We start from the raw sequence: 15,687 nt of genomic DNA, 5'->3' as shown, positions 1-15,687 counted from the left end.
CCCTCAGGGTCCGCGCCCGCCCCCCGCGCGTCCGTGATCAGGGGTGCCAGGGCTTCCCGGTATGCGGCGGCGTCGCCCATCGCCCAGGACGCCTCGGCGGCGGCGAGGTGTGCGCGCAGCGCCTGGGCCGGGTCGCGGTCCGCCAGCCGGCGGGCGGCGAGCAGCAGGGAGGCCCGCGCGTCGGCGATCGGTCCGTCGCCCAACTCCAGCAGGCCGTGGACCAGTTCGACCTGCCCGGTCACCCAGTCGGGCAACTCGAGCCGCCGTACAGGAGCGAGCAACCGCGCCGCCCGGTCCGGCCGCCCTTCGAGCCGGGCCCGCTCAGCGGCTTCCACGAGCCGGAGGGCCTGAGCGGTACGGGGGTCGACGAGCGGGGCTTCCGCAGCCGGGGACAGGGTCCCTGCGGCGTCCGGTCGAGGGGCCGTTGCCGGGCTCGGAGAGGCGGCCGCACGGAGCTCGAACTCCGTTGCCGGGCCCGGAGAGCCGACTGCACCGCCCCTCAGGGCAAGCCCCGCCACCAACTCCCGCAGGACCAGCGGACTGCCGCCCGCCGCCCGCAGAAGCCCTTCGCGTACGTCCGCGCCCAGAAGCCCTTCGCGTACGTCGTCCGCCTGCAGAAGCCCTTCGCGTACATCCGCCCGCAGAAGCCCATCACGTACGTCCGCCCGCAGAAGTCCATCACCTACGTCCGTCGGCACGGCCCGGTCCGTGAGGAGCCGTTCCAGAAGTGCGTCCGCCGCCGCATCGTCCAGCGGGGCGAGCCGCAGGACCGGCAGGTCCTCGGACAGGCCCGCGGCACGATGGGCGGCGACGGACAGGATCAGCGCGACGGGGGCCGACTCGGCGGCCAGCCCCCGAGCCACGGCGTACAGCGCGGCCCGAGGGGAGTCGGGCCACAGGTGCAGGTCGTCCACACACACCAGGAGCGGCCCCGACCGGGCGGCCGACAGGAGTGCGGACCGCAGCCGGCCGGCCGGGTGTCCGGCGTAGAGCTGCCCGAGCACACCGCCGCGCAGGCCCCGCGGCGGGACGGCGGGCACATAGCACGCCGTCCCGCCCGTGAACGTGCCGGCGAGGTGCCGCAGCAGCGCCGTACGCCCGAGGCCGGGGTCGCCGGTGACCACAAGGGACCCGCCCCGGCCGGCCCCGAGCTGCGCCAACAGGCGTCCGCACCAGGCCAGTTCACGGTCCCGGCCGTACAGCCGGGCCCCTGGATCCGCCCATTCCGCTCCGGTCACGCATCGCACGCTACTGCCGCGTAACCACGTGCGGAACCCCGGACGCAATCCCGCGGCAACGCGACCGGAACCCAGCCGCAACGCGGCCGGAATCCCGCGCCGGGATCAGCCGGTGTGCGGGCAGTTGCCCCGGTACTCCTCGATCGTCGAGCTCGGCCGTGGCAGCGGGCACAGGAACTGCTCGTAGCGGGTGTCGTTGTCGATGAACCGCTTCAGCCAGGAAATGCTGTACTTCGCGATGGTCGTGTTCGAGGAGTTCGGCGTGAAGTGCGAAGCGCCGTTGAGCTCCAGATACGCCTTGTCGAGGGTGCTCGGCAGGCTCTGGTAGAACGGCTCGGAGTGCGAGGACACCGACGCCACGGTGTCGCCGTCCGCGCCCACGATGAGCGTGGGCGTGCGCAGTTCGGGCCAGGTCTTGTCGGTGTGCCAGCCGGTGAGCGGTATCGCCGCCTGGAGCGAAGGCCGGCTCTTGGCGGCCTCGAGGGTTCCGCCGCCGCCCATGGAGTGACCCATGACGCCGAGGCGGGTGGCGTCGACCCGGCCGCGCACGGTGCTGCGCTGGGTCAAGTGGTCAAGTGCCGCGAGGAGTTGGCGGCCCCGGCTGGCGGGCTGGTCGACCGTGCTGAGGGTGTCGATGGTGAACACCACGAAGCCCTGTGAGGCCAGACGCGGTCCGAGCCAGGCGATGGAGGACTCGTACGCAGTGAATCCGGGTGAGATGACCACCGCGCCGAAGGTGCCGTCGCTCGTGGTGGTCGGGTAGTAGATGGTGCCGCCGCCGAACCCTGAGGCGCTCAGGGAGGAGACCGAGGTCTGGGACACGGAGTACGGGCCGCGTGAGGCCTCGATGCTGGACTGGCTGGGCGCAGGACCGCGCTCGTAGGGGTTGTCCGCGCCATGGGCACTGACGGTCCCCGAGGTCATCAGCGCGCCGACGGCCATGAGCGCGGCGAGTCCGGTGCGGACCGCGCGGGTGCGGCCCTTGTTCCGTCCGGCGGTGGGGGTGCGGCTCTCTTCGGTGAACTGCTGCACGACGAAGGGTTCCTCTCGCTGGAACAGTGGGTGACAGGCGCCACTGTCACGGCGGAACCGGAATCCGTGCATCGGCGAAATCACCAGTCCCGGCACGGAGGGTCATCCGTGGCGGCACTCCGGGTCACCCTGCCGAACTCGCCCCCGCCACAGGCACGTTCACCTCGTGTGCGCCGTCCGGCCGTGCCGGTTCCGACGGCGTGGCCCCCGGCAGTTCCGCCGTACGCAGCGAGCGCGACGCGAGACCGATCGCCGAGCCGACCACGATCAAGCAGGCGCTCGCCACGAACACCGGCCGCGAGCCCCAGATCCCGATCGCGGCACCGGTGATCGGGTAGCAGAGGGGTGCGAGGCCCAGCGCGAGCAGCATGTGGACGGAGGTGACGCGGCCGATGTACGCGGGGTCGGACTGGGTCTGCAGCAGTGCCCCGCTCAGCGCGCCGCTCGTCCCCGCGAGCAGCCCGACGAACAGACCGGCCACGGCCGCCAGTGCCACCGAGGGCGCGAAGGCGATCGCCGCCAGCGCCACCGCTCCGCCGGTCTCCGCGCACGCCCGCACCAGGCCCGCACGCGGCAGTCGTCCGCGCACCGCGAGCAGCAGCGAGGCCGCGCCCGCGCCGACCCCGAAGCCCGCGATGGTCAGGCCCATCCCCGAGGCACCCCAGCCCCGTTCGTCGGCGAGCAGCACGAGGCCGATGTTGGCGGGACCCGAGAAGCCGAGCTCGGTCACGCCCATCGCGACGATCAGCGGCAGCAGCACCTTGTGCCGGCGGATGTAGCGCAGTCCGGCGCGCAGGTGGCCGGTCTCCGGCCGCCCCTCCCCCGCCTTGTCATCGGGCGCCAACTCCCTTACGCGTACGGCAAGAAGCAGCACCAGGGATACGGCGAACAGCGCGGCCGCCACAGCGAACGCCGCCGCCGAGCCGCCTGCCGCGACCGCGAACCCGCCCACGGGACCGCCGGTGACCAGGGCGATCCGGGCGGCGAGTCCGCGCAGGCCCTGGACGCGGGCGAGTTGGGACGGTGCGGTGATACGCGGGGGAAGCGCGCCGACCGCCGGCATGAAGACCGCGTCGACCGCGCCGAAGACCAGGGCGATCACCGCGAGGAACCAGATCCCCGGCTGCGCGGCGACCAGGACACCGGCGGCGACGAGGATCACGGCGAAGCGCACGGCGTCCGAGCCGATGACGACACGGCGCGGCCCGAAGCGGTCGGCGATCACCCCTCCGTACAGCATCAGCAGAGCACGTGGCACGGCGCTGATCGCGAGGACGAGCCCGGCCTGACCCGCGCTGCCGGTGCGGGCGGCGGCCCACGACAGGGCGATGAAGTAGACGGCGTCGCCGATCATCGAGGAGCCGTAGGCGCCGAGCCAGCGCAGGACGTTGGGGTCGCGGTGGGCGGGGCGGTCGACGGCCTCGGCTATGCCGCTCGACGGAACGCTCGTCGGGGCGCTCGACGAAGCGCTCGTCGGGGCGCTCACGGGCGGAAGGGAAAGCCGTAGAGGTGGACGGCGATCTGCTCGCGGCCCTCGGTCTCACCCGCCGCCTCGGCCGCGCGGCCGGCCTCGTCGTACTTGCGCAGTACCGCGTCCAACTCCTTGCTCAGCGAGGCAAGTTCGGGCGCGGTCAGCCGGGGCAGATACTCCGAGTCGAAGGCCGCCTTCCGCCACTCGGCGCCCCAAGCGGCCTTCTCGTCGACGTAACGCGCGTACAGCTCGGCACGCTGGTCCTGGAAGAGCCGCGTGACCGAGCGGTGGGCGGCCGCCTTGCCGGGCTCGTCGATGAAGTCCTCGTCGCTGATGGTCAGCGACTGCGCGGCCGGCTTCCACCAGCGCTCACGCCCGTCGCTCCCCTGCCCCTCGGCCTCCTCGATCAGGCCGTGCTTGGCGAGCGTGCGCAGGTGATAGCTGACCAGCGAGACCGCCTCGTTCACGGTCTGCGCGAGCTGCGAGGCCGTCGCGGTGCGCGCCGCGTAGACCGCGCGGAACAGCTTCATGCGCAGCGGATGGCCGAGCGCCTTGAGCGTCTCGACGTCCGTGATCTGCCGTGCCTTCTTCTCTGCCATGCCCCCAAGGTAGATAGGAAAGAAAAGTTGCACAACTAATTTTGCGCAACTTTCCTTTCCTATCTTGACGTGAGTGGGCGTGGGCCACGCCCCGCTCTGGAGCACTCAGCGCTTGTCGGGCAGCTCCGCACGCCAGACGGCGCGGGCAGCCAGCGGCAGCAGAGCGGCCGCCATGCTGACCGCGCCGCCCACGACGAACACCGGCTGCGCGCCCCACACCCCGGCCGCCCAGCCGCCCACCGGGAAGAACAGCGGTGTCAGACCCACCGCCGTGAAGGCCATCACCGAGGAGACCCGGCCCAGATAGCCGGGCTCGGTGTTGGCCTGGATCAGCGTCGAGGAGAGGCCGCCGCATATCCCGCTCACCAGACCCGCGAGCAGCGCCACGGCCGCGGCGCCGGCGACGGTCGGCAGCAGTCCGATGGCGCCGATCGCGACGGACGCCACCGCGAGGGTCACCGTCGCCCAGAGGCCGGCCCGGGGGAACCGTCCGGCGACGGCGAGTCCGAGCGTGCTGATCCCCGCGCCGAGCGCCATCGCGCCCAGGATGAGGCCGACTCCCGCGGGGCTCCAGCCGCGCTCCTCGCCGAGCAGCACGATGCCCACAGTGAGCGGCGGGGTGATGCCGATCTGGCTGATGGCGCCGGACACGACCAGCGGGCCGACCACGGGATGCCGGCGGACGTAACCGAGACCGTCCCTCAACTCCCGCCAGGCCGAGGTGCGTTGTGCCCCTTCGGCCACCGCATCGTCGGGCAGCACCGGCGCGATCCGTACGGCGATCAGCAGCGCGAGCGACAGGGCGAACAGCACGCCCGCCGCCGCGAAGGCCGCCTCGGGACCGCCCACGCCGAGCGCGAACCCGGCCGTCGGCGGCCCGGCCAGCCGGCCCATGCGGTCCACGAAGGCCTTGAAGCCGAGCAGCCGCATCAGCTCGCCCCGCGAGGTGATCCGCGTCGGCAGCGCCCCGACGGCGGGCATGAACAGGGCGTCCACGACACCGAAGAGCAGCGCGAGCGCCACGAGGAGCCAGAGGCCGGGGGTGGCCAGCCACAGGGCGGCGGCCGCGGCGAGGATCAGGAGCGAGCGGACCGCGTCCGAGCCGATCACGACCTTGCGCGGCCCGAACCGGTCGGCGACCACTCCCCCGCCGAGCATCAGCAACGCCCGCGGTACGGCACCGACGGCCATCACCACGCCCACCTGCGCGGGCCCCGCGACTTGGGCGGCGGCCCAGCCGAGGGCCAGAAAGTACACGCTGTCGCCGACCATGGAGGCGGCGTACGCGCTGAGCCAGCGCAGGACGTTGCCGTCGCGGTGGACGGGGAGCGGCGCGGACGGTTCAGTTGCGGAGGTTCCGGACGATTTCGTGTGCGAGCGAGCGTCAGCAGTCACGAACGGCGATGATCGCGCCGACTGCCGTACGGGGCAAGCGATTTCCATAGGGTGAGAGGCGGCAGCCGCCAGCCCCGCGCAACCGCCCGCAGAGCACTCCGGAGCACCCTCAGTGCCACTTGGCCGGACGGGCGTACACCGCCCCCGAGACCGCGTCCTTGACGAGCGCCGGGAGCTGGCAGGCGCGCAGCGCCGACTCGTTGATGTTGAAGTAGCCGACCGTGCTGAAGTGCCGGCTGGGCCGCATATGGCCCGGCGGCAGAGCCATATAGATCGCACGCGCGGGATCGAGGCGCTGCGCGGCCTCGATGGCCGGCACCAGATCCGTGTCGGCCGAGACGATCAGGGCCACGTCCGAGGCCCGCAGGGCGCTGTCCTCCACGAGACGGGCGCCGATCGCGACATCGGTCGCCTTCTCCTCGTACGTCCGGTGGCTGACCGGCGGTGTGCAGGCGCACGTCAGGGGTCCGCGGCAGGTCTTGCAGCGCAGCCGCTTCGCGGCGAACCGGCCGAGCACCGTCTCGACCTCCGCCGGACTGTGCGCGGCCAGCGCGTCCAGGTAGACCGACTGGTTCGCGGCCGCCGCGGGCTCTCCCCGTACGGGCGCCGTGAAGTAGCGGACGCCGACCAGCGAGTCCTGCGGCCGCACCCTTCTGACCAGGGCCGCGAGGTCCAGCCAGTAGTAGCGGTGGCCGTACTTCGCACGCATTCCGTAGTAGAGATTGAATCCGTCGACGTAGGCGATGACGGTGCTCACGAGCTTCTCCCGGCCGAAGGGCTGGCTGCTAGTCTGGATGTACGAGTTCGGCGCAAGCCGACAGGAACGGCCCCGGCGACGGGGCCGTTTTTTTGCGTCGGCTGCCGTGGGCTACGCGGCGGACTCCCCCGCGGGCTCTTCGGGTGCGGACGTCGGCTCCGGCTGATGCCTCACCCTGCGGTACGCCGCGGTGCCGTCGTGGGAGAGCGCCGCATGGACGGCGTACGCGGACTGCTTGGGCCCGTTGATCGTGTAGTTGCCCTTGGGGGTCTGGGTCAGCACCGTGCCGAGCCAGTGGTCGCCCTTGCGCCAGTCGATCTGCGCGAGGCTCGCGATCAGTGCATCGCGACGGCCGGGCCGCTCCTCGGCAGGGGCGTCGAGCAGGCTCTGGCCGAGCGCACCGACAGCGGCGAGCACCGTACCCGTGCCGGCCACGCAGGTCTCCCGGTCCGTCAGCTCGGCACCAAAAGCCTCCGTGTACGCCGTGAGCCACTCCCTGGCCACCGTCTCCAGCTCGTCCAGGGCGACCTTGTCGACGGGGGCCGGCTTGGCCCCGTACTGCACTCCGGCGATGCCGTGCACCATGTTGACGACGACCTGCCGCAGATCCTGCACCTTGATGACCTTGAGGCTGTTCTTCTTGATCTGGCGGGAGATCCGCTCCACCTTGCCGCGGAAGAACGGCACGTCCTCGGAGAGCCTGCCCACGATGCCCATCAGCGGGTCGGTGGTGTCCATCGCGAGGGCGATCGTGGTGTTCACCTTCACGCCCAGGACGTTGAGGTCGTAGAAGAACTTGCGGGCCTCCAGGGCCGGCCTCGCGTCATGCACGACAGCGCTCAGCTGCGCCGCGGCAAGGCGCTCCTTGACCTCCTGACCGAGCGTCGGGTCCCGCTGGAGGTGGTAGTGGCTCGCCAGCTGCGTCTCACCGTCGATGGCGATCAGGTTCAGGCCGTGCGGCACACACAGGAAGTGCTGGACGACGCCGTCCTGGTCCGGGAACTGGTGGATGGACAGCTCTCGTTCGGTCCACAGGTGCATGGGCGGCAGCACGCCGACCTGCTCCCCCGTCACATGCCCCAGGATGTACTCCGCGTAGCTGGGGATGTTGGACTTCTTGCTGTGCTCGATGCCCCGCTGGACCTCCGCGTGCAGCTCGACGTCCTCTTCCGTGACGTCGCTGGGGCGCAGCCGCGCGTTCCCCGGCTGGAGGGCCACCGGGTCATGGGTGACGACGCGCAGCTGCTTGAACTGCACCTGTATATGGGTGGTCCGGCCGTCCACCGGCATACAGCGGATGAACTGCCCCGCCGAGGGATCGAACGCACCCGTACCGGTCTTCGCCACAGTCCCCACCCAACTCCCTGGCCACATTGCCTACTTGGACCAGGTTAGGGCTCAACTCAAGGTTGCCGCAGGTTTTTTCTCGAGAAAGACCGGCGGCAACCCTGAGGGGGCTCGACGCGGCAAACTCCGCCGCGGCGTTCAGCGCACCACGTGCCCGGCGTCCCGCAGCGCCGACTTCACCTCGCCGATCCGCAGATCGCCGAAGTGGAAGACGGACGCGGCCAGGACCGCGTCGGCGCCCGCCGCCACCGCGGGGGCGAAGTGCTCCAGCCGGCCGGCGCCGCCCGAGGCGATCACGGGAACGGTGACGTGCTTGCGTACGGCCTCGATCATCTCGATGTCGTAGCCGTCCTTGGTGCCGTCCGCGTCCATCGAGTTGAGCAGGATCTCGCCCGCGCCCAACTCGGCCGCCTGGTGGGCCCATTCGACGGCGTCGATGCCCGCGGACTTACGGCCGCCGTGCGTCGTGACCTCGAAGGAGCCCGACTCGGTGCGGCGGGCGTCGACCGAGAGGACGAGGACCTGGCGGCCGAAGCGCTCGGCGATCTCACGGATCAGGTCGGGACGCTCGATGGCGGCCGTGTTCACGCCCACCTTGTCCGCGCCGGCGCGCAGCAGCTTGTTCACGTCCTCGGCGGTGCGCACGCCGCCGCCGACCGTGAGCGGGATGAAGACCTGCTCGGCGGTGCGGCGGACCACGTCGTAGGTGGTCTCGCGGTTGCCCGACGAGGCGGTGATGTCGAGGAAGGTCAACTCGTCGGCGCCCTCGGCGTCGTAGACCTTGGCCATCTCGACGGGGTCGCCCGCATCGCGCAGGTTCTGGAAGTTGACGCCCTTGACGACCCGGCCGTTGTCGACGTCCAGGCAGGGGATCACACGGACGGCGAGAGTCATGAGGACACGGCCTCCAGGGCCTCTTCCAGCGTGAACTGCTTGGCGTAGAGCGCCTTGCCGACGATCGAGCCCTCGACGCCCAGCGGGACGAGCGAGGCGATCGCGCGCAGGTCGTCGAGCGACGAGACGCCGCCCGAGGCGACGACGGGGCGGTCGGTCGCCGCGCAGACGTTGCGCAGGAGCTCCAGGTTGGGGCCCTGCAACGTGCCGTCCTTGGCGATGTCGGTCACGACATAGCGGGCGCAGCCCTCGGAGTTGAGGCGCTCCAGGGTCTCGTAGAGGTCGCCGCCGTCGCGGGTCCAGCCGCGGCCGCGCAGCGTCGTACCGCGTACGTCGAGACCCACCGCGATCTTGTCGCCGTGCGACGCGATGACCTTGGCGACCCACTCGGGGGTCTCCAGGGCGGCGGTGCCCAGGTTGACCCGGGTGCAGCCGGTGGCGAGCGCGGCCTCCAGGGAGGCGTCGTCGCGGATGCCGCCGGAGAGCTCGACCTTGATGTCCATCGCGCCGGCGACCTCGGCGATCAGCGCACGGTTGTCGCCGGTGCCGAACGCGGCGTCCAGGTCCACGAGATGCAGCCATTCGGCGCCCGCGCTCTGCCACGCGAGGGCGGCTTCGAGCGGGGAGCCGTACGAGGTCTCGCTGCCGGATTCACCGTGCACGAGGCGGACGGCCTGGCCGTCGCGGACGTCGACGGCGGGCAGGAGTTCGAGCTTCTCAGAAGCGGAAGGGGACATCAGAGGGTTCCGATCCAGTTGGTCAGGAGCTGCGCACCGGCGTCGCCGGACTTCTCGGGGTGGAACTGGGTGGCCCACAGCGCACCGTTCTCCACGGCGGCCACGAAGGGCTTGCCGTGCGTCGACCAGGTGACGAGCGGGGCGGTGATGGTGGGGTTGTGGACCTCGAGCGACCAGTCGTGGACCGCGTACGAGTGCACGAAGTAGAAGCGGGCGTCCGCGTCGAGACCGGCGAACTGCCGGGTGCCGGACGGGGGTTCGACGGTGTTCCAGCCCATGTGCGGGACCACGTCGGCCTGCAGCGGGCCGACCGTGCCGGGCCACTCGTCGAGGCCCTCGGTCTCCACGCCGTGCTCGATGCCGCGCTCGAAGAGGATCTGCATGCCGACGCAGATGCCCATCACCGGGCGGCCGCCGGACAGTCGGCGGCCGACGATCCAGTCGCCGCGCGCCTGCTTGAGACCGTTCATACAGGCGGCGAAGGCGCCGACGCCGGGCACCAGGAGCCCGTCGGCGTTCATGGCCTTGTCGTAGTCGCGGGTTATCTCGACATCCGCGCCGACCCGGGCGAGGGCGCGCTCGGCGGAACGGACGTTGCCGAAGCCGTAGTCGAAGACGACGACCTTCTTCGCGGTCATCAGTTCCACACCTCCAGGCGGAGGATGCCCGCGATCAGGCACATGGCGGCGCCGATGGAAAGGAGGGTGACCAGACTCTTGGACATCCCCTGCTTCACGAAGGAGTACACACCGCCGGCCAGGAAGAGCCCGACGAGGATGAAAGCGGTCGAAGTGCCGTTCATGAGTTAGAGCGCACCCTTCGTGGAGGGGAGGATGCCGGCCGCACGCGGGTCGCGCTCACAGGCGTAACGCAGCGCGCGGGCCAGGGCCTTGAACTGGCACTCGACGATGTGGTGGGCATTGCGCCCGTACGGCACGTGGACGTGCAGCGCGATCTGCGCCTGCGCCACGAAGGACTCCAGGATGTGCCGGGTCATCGTCGTGTCGTACTCGCCGATCATCGGCGCCATCTTCTCGGGCTCGGTGTGCACGAGGTACGGGCGGCCCGACAGGTCGACCGTCACCTGGGCGAGCGACTCGTCCAGCGGGACGGTGCAGTTGCCGAACCGGTAGATGCCGACCTTGTCGCCGAGCGCCTGCTTGAAGGCGGCGCCGAGGGCGAGCGCGGTGTCCTCGATCGTGTGGTGCGAGTCGATGTGGAGGTCGCCCTCGGTCTTCACCGTGAGGTCGAACAGGCCGTGCCGGCCGAGCTGGTCGAGCATGTGGTCGTAGAAGCCGACCCCGGTCGACACATCGACCTTTCCGGTGCCGTCGAGGTCGATCTCGACGACCACCGCCGTCTCCTTGGTCGTACGCTCCACGCGGCCGATGCGGCTCATGCGCTGTGCTCCTTCTTGAGGTCTCGTACCGCGTCGAGGAACGCGTCGTTCTCTTCCGGTGTGCCGGCGGTGACGCGCAGCCACCCCGGTACGCCGTTGTCCCTGACCAGGACGCCCCGGTCGAGGATCTGCTGCCATACGGCGTGGGCGCCGCCCTCGCCCTCGAATCGTCCGAACTGCACGAAGTTGGCGTCGGACGGGGTGACTTCATAGCCGAGCGCGCGCAGCTCGCCGACGAGCCGGTCGCGCTCCTGCTTCAGCTGCTCCACGTACGCGAGCAGCGTGTCGGTGTGCTCCAGGGCCGCGAGCGCGGTGGCCTGGGTGACGGCCGACAGGTGGTACGGAAGCCGTACGAGCTGCACCGCGTCCACGACCGCGGGGTGCGCGGCGAGATAGCCGAGGCGCAGACCGGCCGCGCCGAAGGCCTTGGACATGGTGCGCGAGACGACGAGGTTCGGGCGGCCCGCGATCAGCGGCAGCAGCGAGTCGCCGTGGCTGAACTCGATGTACGCCTCGTCGACCACCACCAGGGACGGCTTGGCGGCCTGCGCGGCCTCGTACAGCGCGAGCACCGTCTCGGCCTCCACGGCCGTGCCCGTCGGGTTGTTGGGCGAGGTGATGAAGGTGACGTCCGGGGCGTGCTCGGCGATCGCCTTCGTCGCCGCCTCGACGTCGATGGTGAAGTCGTCGTTGCGCGGTCCCGAGATCCAGCCGGTGCCCGTGCCGCGCGAGATCAGCCCGTGCATCGAGTACGAGGGCTCGAAGCCGATCGCGGTACGGCCGGGGCCGCCGAAGGTCTGAAGCAGCTGCTGGATGACCTCGTTGGACCCGTTGGCCGCCCACACGTTCTCGACGCCGACCTGGTGCTTCGCCGTCCGCGTGAGATAGCGGGCCAGTTCGGTGCGCAGCTCGACGGCGTCACGGTCGGGGTAGCGGTTGAGGCTCCGGGCCGCTTCGGCGACGCGCTCGGCGATCCGCTGCACGAGGGGCTCGGGCAGCGGGTACGGGTTCTCGTTGGTGTTCAGGCGGACGGGGACGTCCAACTGAGGGGCGCCGTAAGGGGACTTGCCCTTGAGCTCGTCACGGATGGGCAGGTCGTCGATACCTGTCACGTGCTGTGTCACTTGCCCGGGACCTTCCATCCGAAGCGCGCCTTGATCGCCGCACCGTGCGCGGGCAGATCCTCGGCCTCCGCCAGCGTCACCACGTGGTGGGCGACATCGGCGAGGGCGTCCTGCGAGTAGTCCACGATGTGGATGCCGCGCAGGAAGGACTGCACGCTCAGACCCGAGGAGTGGCAGGCGCAGCCGCCGGTGGGCAGCACGTGGTTGGATCCGGCCGCGTAGTCGCCGAGCGACACGGGAGCCCAGGGGCCCACGAAGATCGCACCGGCGTTCTTGACCCGGTCCGCCATCGCGGTGGCGTCGGCGGTCTGGATCTCCAGGTGCTCGGCGCCGTAAGCATCGACGACCTTCAGACCGTCCTCCAGGGTGTCCACGAGGACGATCGCGGACTGCTCGCCCTTGAGGGCGGGGACGATCCGGTCGTCGATGTGCTTGGACGCCGCGACCTGCGGCTCCAGCTCACGCTCCACGGCCGCGGCGAGCGCTTCGCTGTCCGTGACGAGGACGGCGGCGGCCAGCGGGTCGTGCTCGGCCTGGCTGATCAGGTCGGAGGCCACGTGCACGGGGTCGGCCGTGTCGTCGGCGAGGACCGCGATCTCGGTGGGACCGGCCTCGGCGTCGATGCCGATCTTGCCGGTGAAGTAGCGCTTGGCGGCGGCCACCCAGATGTTGCCGGGGCCGGTCACCATGTTCGCGGGCGGGCAGGACTCGGTGCCGTACGCGAACATCGCGACGGCCGTCGCACCGCCCGCGGCGTACACCTCGTCGACACCGAGCAGCGCGCATGCGGCGAGGATCGTCGGGTGCGGAAGGCCGTCGAACTCGGCCTGGGCCGGCGAGGCGAGCGCGATCGACTCGACGCCGGCCTCCTGCGCGGGCACCACGTTCATGATCACGGAGGACGGGTAGACCGAGCGGCCGCCGGGCGCATAGAGGCCCACGCGCTCGACCGGAACCCACTTCTCGGTCACGGATCCGCCGGGCACGACCTGGGTGGTGTGCGTGCTGCGGCGCTGCTCGCGGTGCACGGCGCGCGCCCGCTTGATGGACTCCTCGAGGGCGGCCCTGACCTGCGGGTCGAGCTCGGCGAGCGCGGTACGCAGGGCCTCGGCCGGCACCCGTACGTTCGCCAGCTTCACACCGTCGAACTTCTCCGCGTACTCGACCAGCGCCGCGTCGCCCCGATGATGGACGTCCTCGCAGATGGGCCGCACCTTGTCCAGGGCGGCCGCGACGTCGAACTCGGCTCGGGGCAGCAGTGCGCGCAGGCCGGCGCCCTGGGGGAGGGCGCTGCCGCGCAGGTCGATTCGAGAGATCACGTGCCCAATTCTCTCAGACGGGCGCGCGGCGTCGTCGCGCGTATCCACTGGCTGATACGAGCGCACCGACTCATTCCGGCCCCGACCCGGTCCCCGCCCGGCTCAGGCCTTGTGCGGGCCCCTGTCCGTCATCGCCGCACGGTCAGGCCGCGGCCCCCGCCTGCTTACGGAAGATCTCGAGAACCGCCGTGTTCCCGACCACCACGACCGCCGCGATCACGGCCGCGACCGGGTGTCCGAGCCCGTACAGCGCCACCGCGCCACCGCCCAGGACCAGGGCTTTCACCAGGAGCACGCCGGGCAGCCCCGGCGGCCGCTTCGCCTTCGGCGCCGCGAACTGCCCCCACAGCACGATCGCCACCGCGGGCGCGCCGAGCCCCAGGAGCAGGCTCAGCAGGACGCCGTCCCCGGTGGCGAAACCCCACCAGGCGAGCGCACCCAGGGCGCCCATCTCGATCACGAAGGCCAGCAGCTCGTTGGCCACCACCCACGGCGGCCCGTCGAGCGCCGGCCGCCCATGCGCCTGCCCACCCGCCATGCGCCCCTCCCCAGGGTCGGCCCGCGCGGGCCTCGTGCGGCTCAGAGTGGCACAGGCGCCCCCTGGCCGATACCGGTCCCCTCGGATCTCCCGCACCACTAGCGTTCAGCCGGTCACCGGCCGGGCATCACACCGGTACGTATGACACAGGTGTACGAGTACGGGAGGGGACGTACCGAGTGACGACGGAGATGCCGGACGACCTGACGGCGGCCGAGGCGGGGATGTGGCAGGCGTTCCAGAACGGGACCCGCTACGACCTGTCGACCGGCGCCCCGGAGGTCGACGACCCGCACGGCGTGCACCACTGGGGCGAGGAGCGCAGCGTACGGGCCCGGGTCGTCTGCATGCTGATGCTGGCGGGTCCGCCGGCGCGCGACGGACGCGTCGCCGCGATCAAGCTCACGGGTGTGCGCATCACCGGCTATCTCGACGTCGCGGGCGGCACCGTGACCCCGTACGTGGAGATGAAGGACTGCCGCTTCGAGAAGGAGATCTCCCTTCCCGAGAGCCGCTTCACCACCCTGCGCCTGCTCAACTGCTCGATCCCCCGCCTGGAGGCCGCCCGGCTGCAGACCGAGGGCGATCTGCATCTGCCGCGCTGCCGTGTACACCGCGGCATCCGCCTCACGGACGCCCAGATCGGCACAGATCTGCTGCTCAGCCAGGCCGTGGTGCACCACGACCGCCAGGACCGCACGGTCAACGCGGACGGGCTCTCGGTCGGCCAGGACCTGCAGGCCGAACTCATGGAGTCCTACGGGGAGTTCCGGATGCGCGGCGCGAAGGTCGGCGTCTCGCTGAGCCTGCGCGGCAGCCGGATGCTCAACGAAACGGGCAAGTACGCCCTGAACGCCCCGCAGCTGACCGTCGAGCGCGCCCTGTATCTGACGCCGGCGGCCATAGTGGATCCCGTGTTCACGGCCGGTGCGACCCCGGCGCGCGGCGTGCGGATCCAGCGGTTCGAATGCCGCGGCGGCATCCGGCTTGACGACGGGCGCTTCACCGACGCGGTCGACTTCGACCGCGCCCTGCTGCTCATGGGCGAGGACCACGAGCTCTCGCTGCGCCGGGTGCAGACCGCCGAGCTGCGCTTCCTCGGTGAGCGGCCGGAGGGCGGCACGGTGGTGCTCTCCGGCGCGAAGGTGACGAGCCTGCGCGACAGGGCCGCGAGCTGGCCGGGCCCCGGGCATCTGCAGATGAACGGTTTCGCGTACGAGAACCTCATCCCGGTCGGCAAGTTCCCGCTGCCCACCCGCCTGGACTGGGTGGAGGCGGCCACCCCCGAGTACAACCCGGAACCGTACGAACGCCTTGCCGCGGTGCTGCGCGACACCGGCGAGGACTCCGAGGCCCGCGAGGTCCTGCTCGCCAAACAGCGCCGCCGCCGCCAGACCCTCCCGGTCGCGGGCAAGCTCTGGGGCTACCTGCAGGACTGGACGGTCGCGTACGGGTACCGGCCGGGCCGTGCGGCGTTGTGGATGGCGGTCCTGTGGGCGCTCGGCGGCTATGCCTTCTCGCACTACGACCCGGAGGCGATGAAGTCCGGCGAGGGCCCCCATTACCAGCCGGTCCTGTACTCGCTCGACCTGATCCTGCCGGTCATGAACCTCGGCCAGGACGGCTACTGGCGCGTCGCGGGCCCCTGGCAGTGGCTGGCCGCCTCCCTCGTCCTCCTCGGCTGGGTCCTGGCGACAACGGTGGCGGCGGGGGCTTCGCGACTGCTGCGGCGGGGGTGACCACTCAGCCGGACCGGCAAATCCAGCCCCTGCGGCGCTTGAGCAGATCCGAACGAAGTTCGGATGCCGGGGTCCGGGGCGAAGCCCCGGTTTCGGGA

Annotated in this window: 16 protein-coding genes; 1 reads left to right on the top strand and 15 read right to left on the bottom strand. The window is 71.2% G+C overall.

Annotated features, from left to right (window positions below; all coding sequences use genetic code 11):
* The 15 genes from G6045_RS31525 to G6045_RS31455 form a co-directional block, all read right to left on the bottom strand.
* Nucleotides 1-1,238, bottom strand: a 1,238-nt coding sequence (locus tag G6045_RS31525; RefSeq protein WP_165335577.1) for an ATP-binding protein, incomplete at its 3' end; no start/stop codon positions are given.
* Nucleotides 1,239-1,343: 105 nt separating this feature from the next.
* Entirely contained in the window at nucleotides 1,344-2,270 is a 927-nt protein-coding gene (bdeA, locus tag G6045_RS31520) for a bis(hydroxyethyl) terephthalate hydrolase (RefSeq protein ID WP_456243483.1), read from the bottom strand.
* Nucleotides 2,271-2,394: 124 nt separating this feature from the next.
* The gene (locus G6045_RS31515) at nucleotides 2,395-3,756 is read right to left on the bottom strand and encodes an MFS transporter (RefSeq protein WP_408056384.1); all 1,362 of its coding nucleotides are present in this window, start codon (nucleotides 3,754-3,756) and stop codon (nucleotides 2,395-2,397) included.
* Nucleotides 3,753-4,340: an ArsR/SmtB family transcription factor gene (locus G6045_RS31510; protein WP_165335576.1), complete on the bottom strand. Its 588-nt coding sequence runs from the start codon at nucleotides 4,338-4,340 to the stop codon at nucleotides 3,753-3,755. The genes G6045_RS31515 and G6045_RS31510 overlap by 4 nt, the downstream gene beginning before the upstream one ends.
* 105 nt (nucleotides 4,341-4,445) lie before the next feature.
* A complete protein-coding gene (locus tag G6045_RS31505; RefSeq protein WP_328707968.1) occupies nucleotides 4,446-5,735 on the bottom strand; it encodes an MFS transporter in 1,290 nt (429 codons plus the stop codon).
* Between the two features lie 109 nt (nucleotides 5,736-5,844).
* Entirely contained in the window at nucleotides 5,845-6,492 is a 648-nt protein-coding gene (locus G6045_RS31500; RefSeq protein ID WP_165335574.1) for an NYN domain-containing protein, read from the bottom strand.
* Nucleotides 6,493-6,603: 111 nt separating this feature from the next.
* Nucleotides 6,604-7,848: a DNA sulfur modification protein DndB gene (locus tag G6045_RS31495; protein ID WP_165335573.1), complete on the bottom strand. Its 1,245-nt coding sequence runs from the start codon at nucleotides 7,846-7,848 to the stop codon at nucleotides 6,604-6,606.
* A 129-nt stretch (nucleotides 7,849-7,977) separates the two neighbouring features.
* On the bottom strand, nucleotides 7,978-8,733 hold the full coding sequence (gene hisF, locus G6045_RS31490) for an imidazole glycerol phosphate synthase subunit HisF (protein ID WP_165335572.1): 756 nt from the start codon (nucleotides 8,731-8,733) through the stop codon (nucleotides 7,978-7,980).
* Nucleotides 8,730-9,470, bottom strand: a complete 741-nt coding sequence (gene priA / locus G6045_RS31485; protein WP_165335571.1) for a bifunctional 1-(5-phosphoribosyl)-5-((5-phosphoribosylamino)methylideneamino)imidazole-4-carboxamide isomerase/phosphoribosylanthranilate isomerase PriA — start codon at nucleotides 9,468-9,470, stop codon at nucleotides 8,730-8,732. The genes hisF and priA overlap by 4 nt, the downstream gene beginning before the upstream one ends.
* A complete protein-coding gene (gene hisH, locus G6045_RS31480; RefSeq protein ID WP_165335570.1) occupies nucleotides 9,470-10,117 on the bottom strand; it encodes an imidazole glycerol phosphate synthase subunit HisH in 648 nt (215 codons plus the stop codon). The genes priA and hisH overlap by 1 nt, the downstream gene beginning before the upstream one ends.
* Nucleotides 10,108-10,272, bottom strand: a complete 165-nt coding sequence (locus G6045_RS31475; RefSeq protein ID WP_165335569.1) for a hypothetical protein — start codon at nucleotides 10,270-10,272, stop codon at nucleotides 10,108-10,110. Before G6045_RS31475 ends, hisH begins: the two co-directional genes overlap by 10 nt.
* Nucleotides 10,273-10,275: 3 nt before the next feature.
* Nucleotides 10,276-10,869, bottom strand: coding sequence for an imidazoleglycerol-phosphate dehydratase HisB (gene hisB, locus G6045_RS31470; protein WP_165335568.1), 594 nt, complete (start codon nucleotides 10,867-10,869; stop codon nucleotides 10,276-10,278).
* Nucleotides 10,866-11,981, bottom strand: coding sequence for a histidinol-phosphate transaminase (locus G6045_RS31465; protein ID WP_165335579.1), 1,116 nt, complete (start codon nucleotides 11,979-11,981; stop codon nucleotides 10,866-10,868). Before G6045_RS31465 ends, hisB begins: the two co-directional genes overlap by 4 nt.
* An 8-nt stretch (nucleotides 11,982-11,989) precedes the next feature.
* Nucleotides 11,990-13,312 carry a histidinol dehydrogenase gene (hisD, locus tag G6045_RS31460; RefSeq protein ID WP_165335567.1) on the bottom strand — a complete coding sequence of 441 codons (1,323 nt, stop codon included), beginning with the start codon at nucleotides 13,310-13,312 and terminating at the stop codon, nucleotides 11,990-11,992.
* A 142-nt stretch (nucleotides 13,313-13,454) separates the two neighbouring features.
* A complete protein-coding gene (locus tag G6045_RS31455) occupies nucleotides 13,455-13,850 on the bottom strand; it encodes a YrdB family protein (RefSeq protein WP_165335566.1) in 396 nt (131 codons plus the stop codon).
* A gap of 191 nt (nucleotides 13,851-14,041) precedes the next feature.
* Between G6045_RS31455 and G6045_RS31450 the strand changes: the two genes are divergently transcribed.
* Nucleotides 14,042-15,589: an oxidoreductase gene (locus G6045_RS31450; protein WP_165335578.1), complete on the top strand. Its 1,548-nt coding sequence runs from the start codon at nucleotides 14,042-14,044 to the stop codon at nucleotides 15,587-15,589.
* Nucleotides 15,590-15,687 lie beyond the last annotated feature (98 nt).

Source organism: Streptomyces mesophilus, assembly GCF_011044995.1.
GTDB classification, from domain to species: domain Bacteria; phylum Actinomycetota; class Actinomycetes; order Streptomycetales; family Streptomycetaceae; genus Streptomyces; species Streptomyces mesophilus.
Note: the sequence above shows the minus strand (reverse complement) of the source record. Positions and strands in the feature narration are given on the sequence as shown.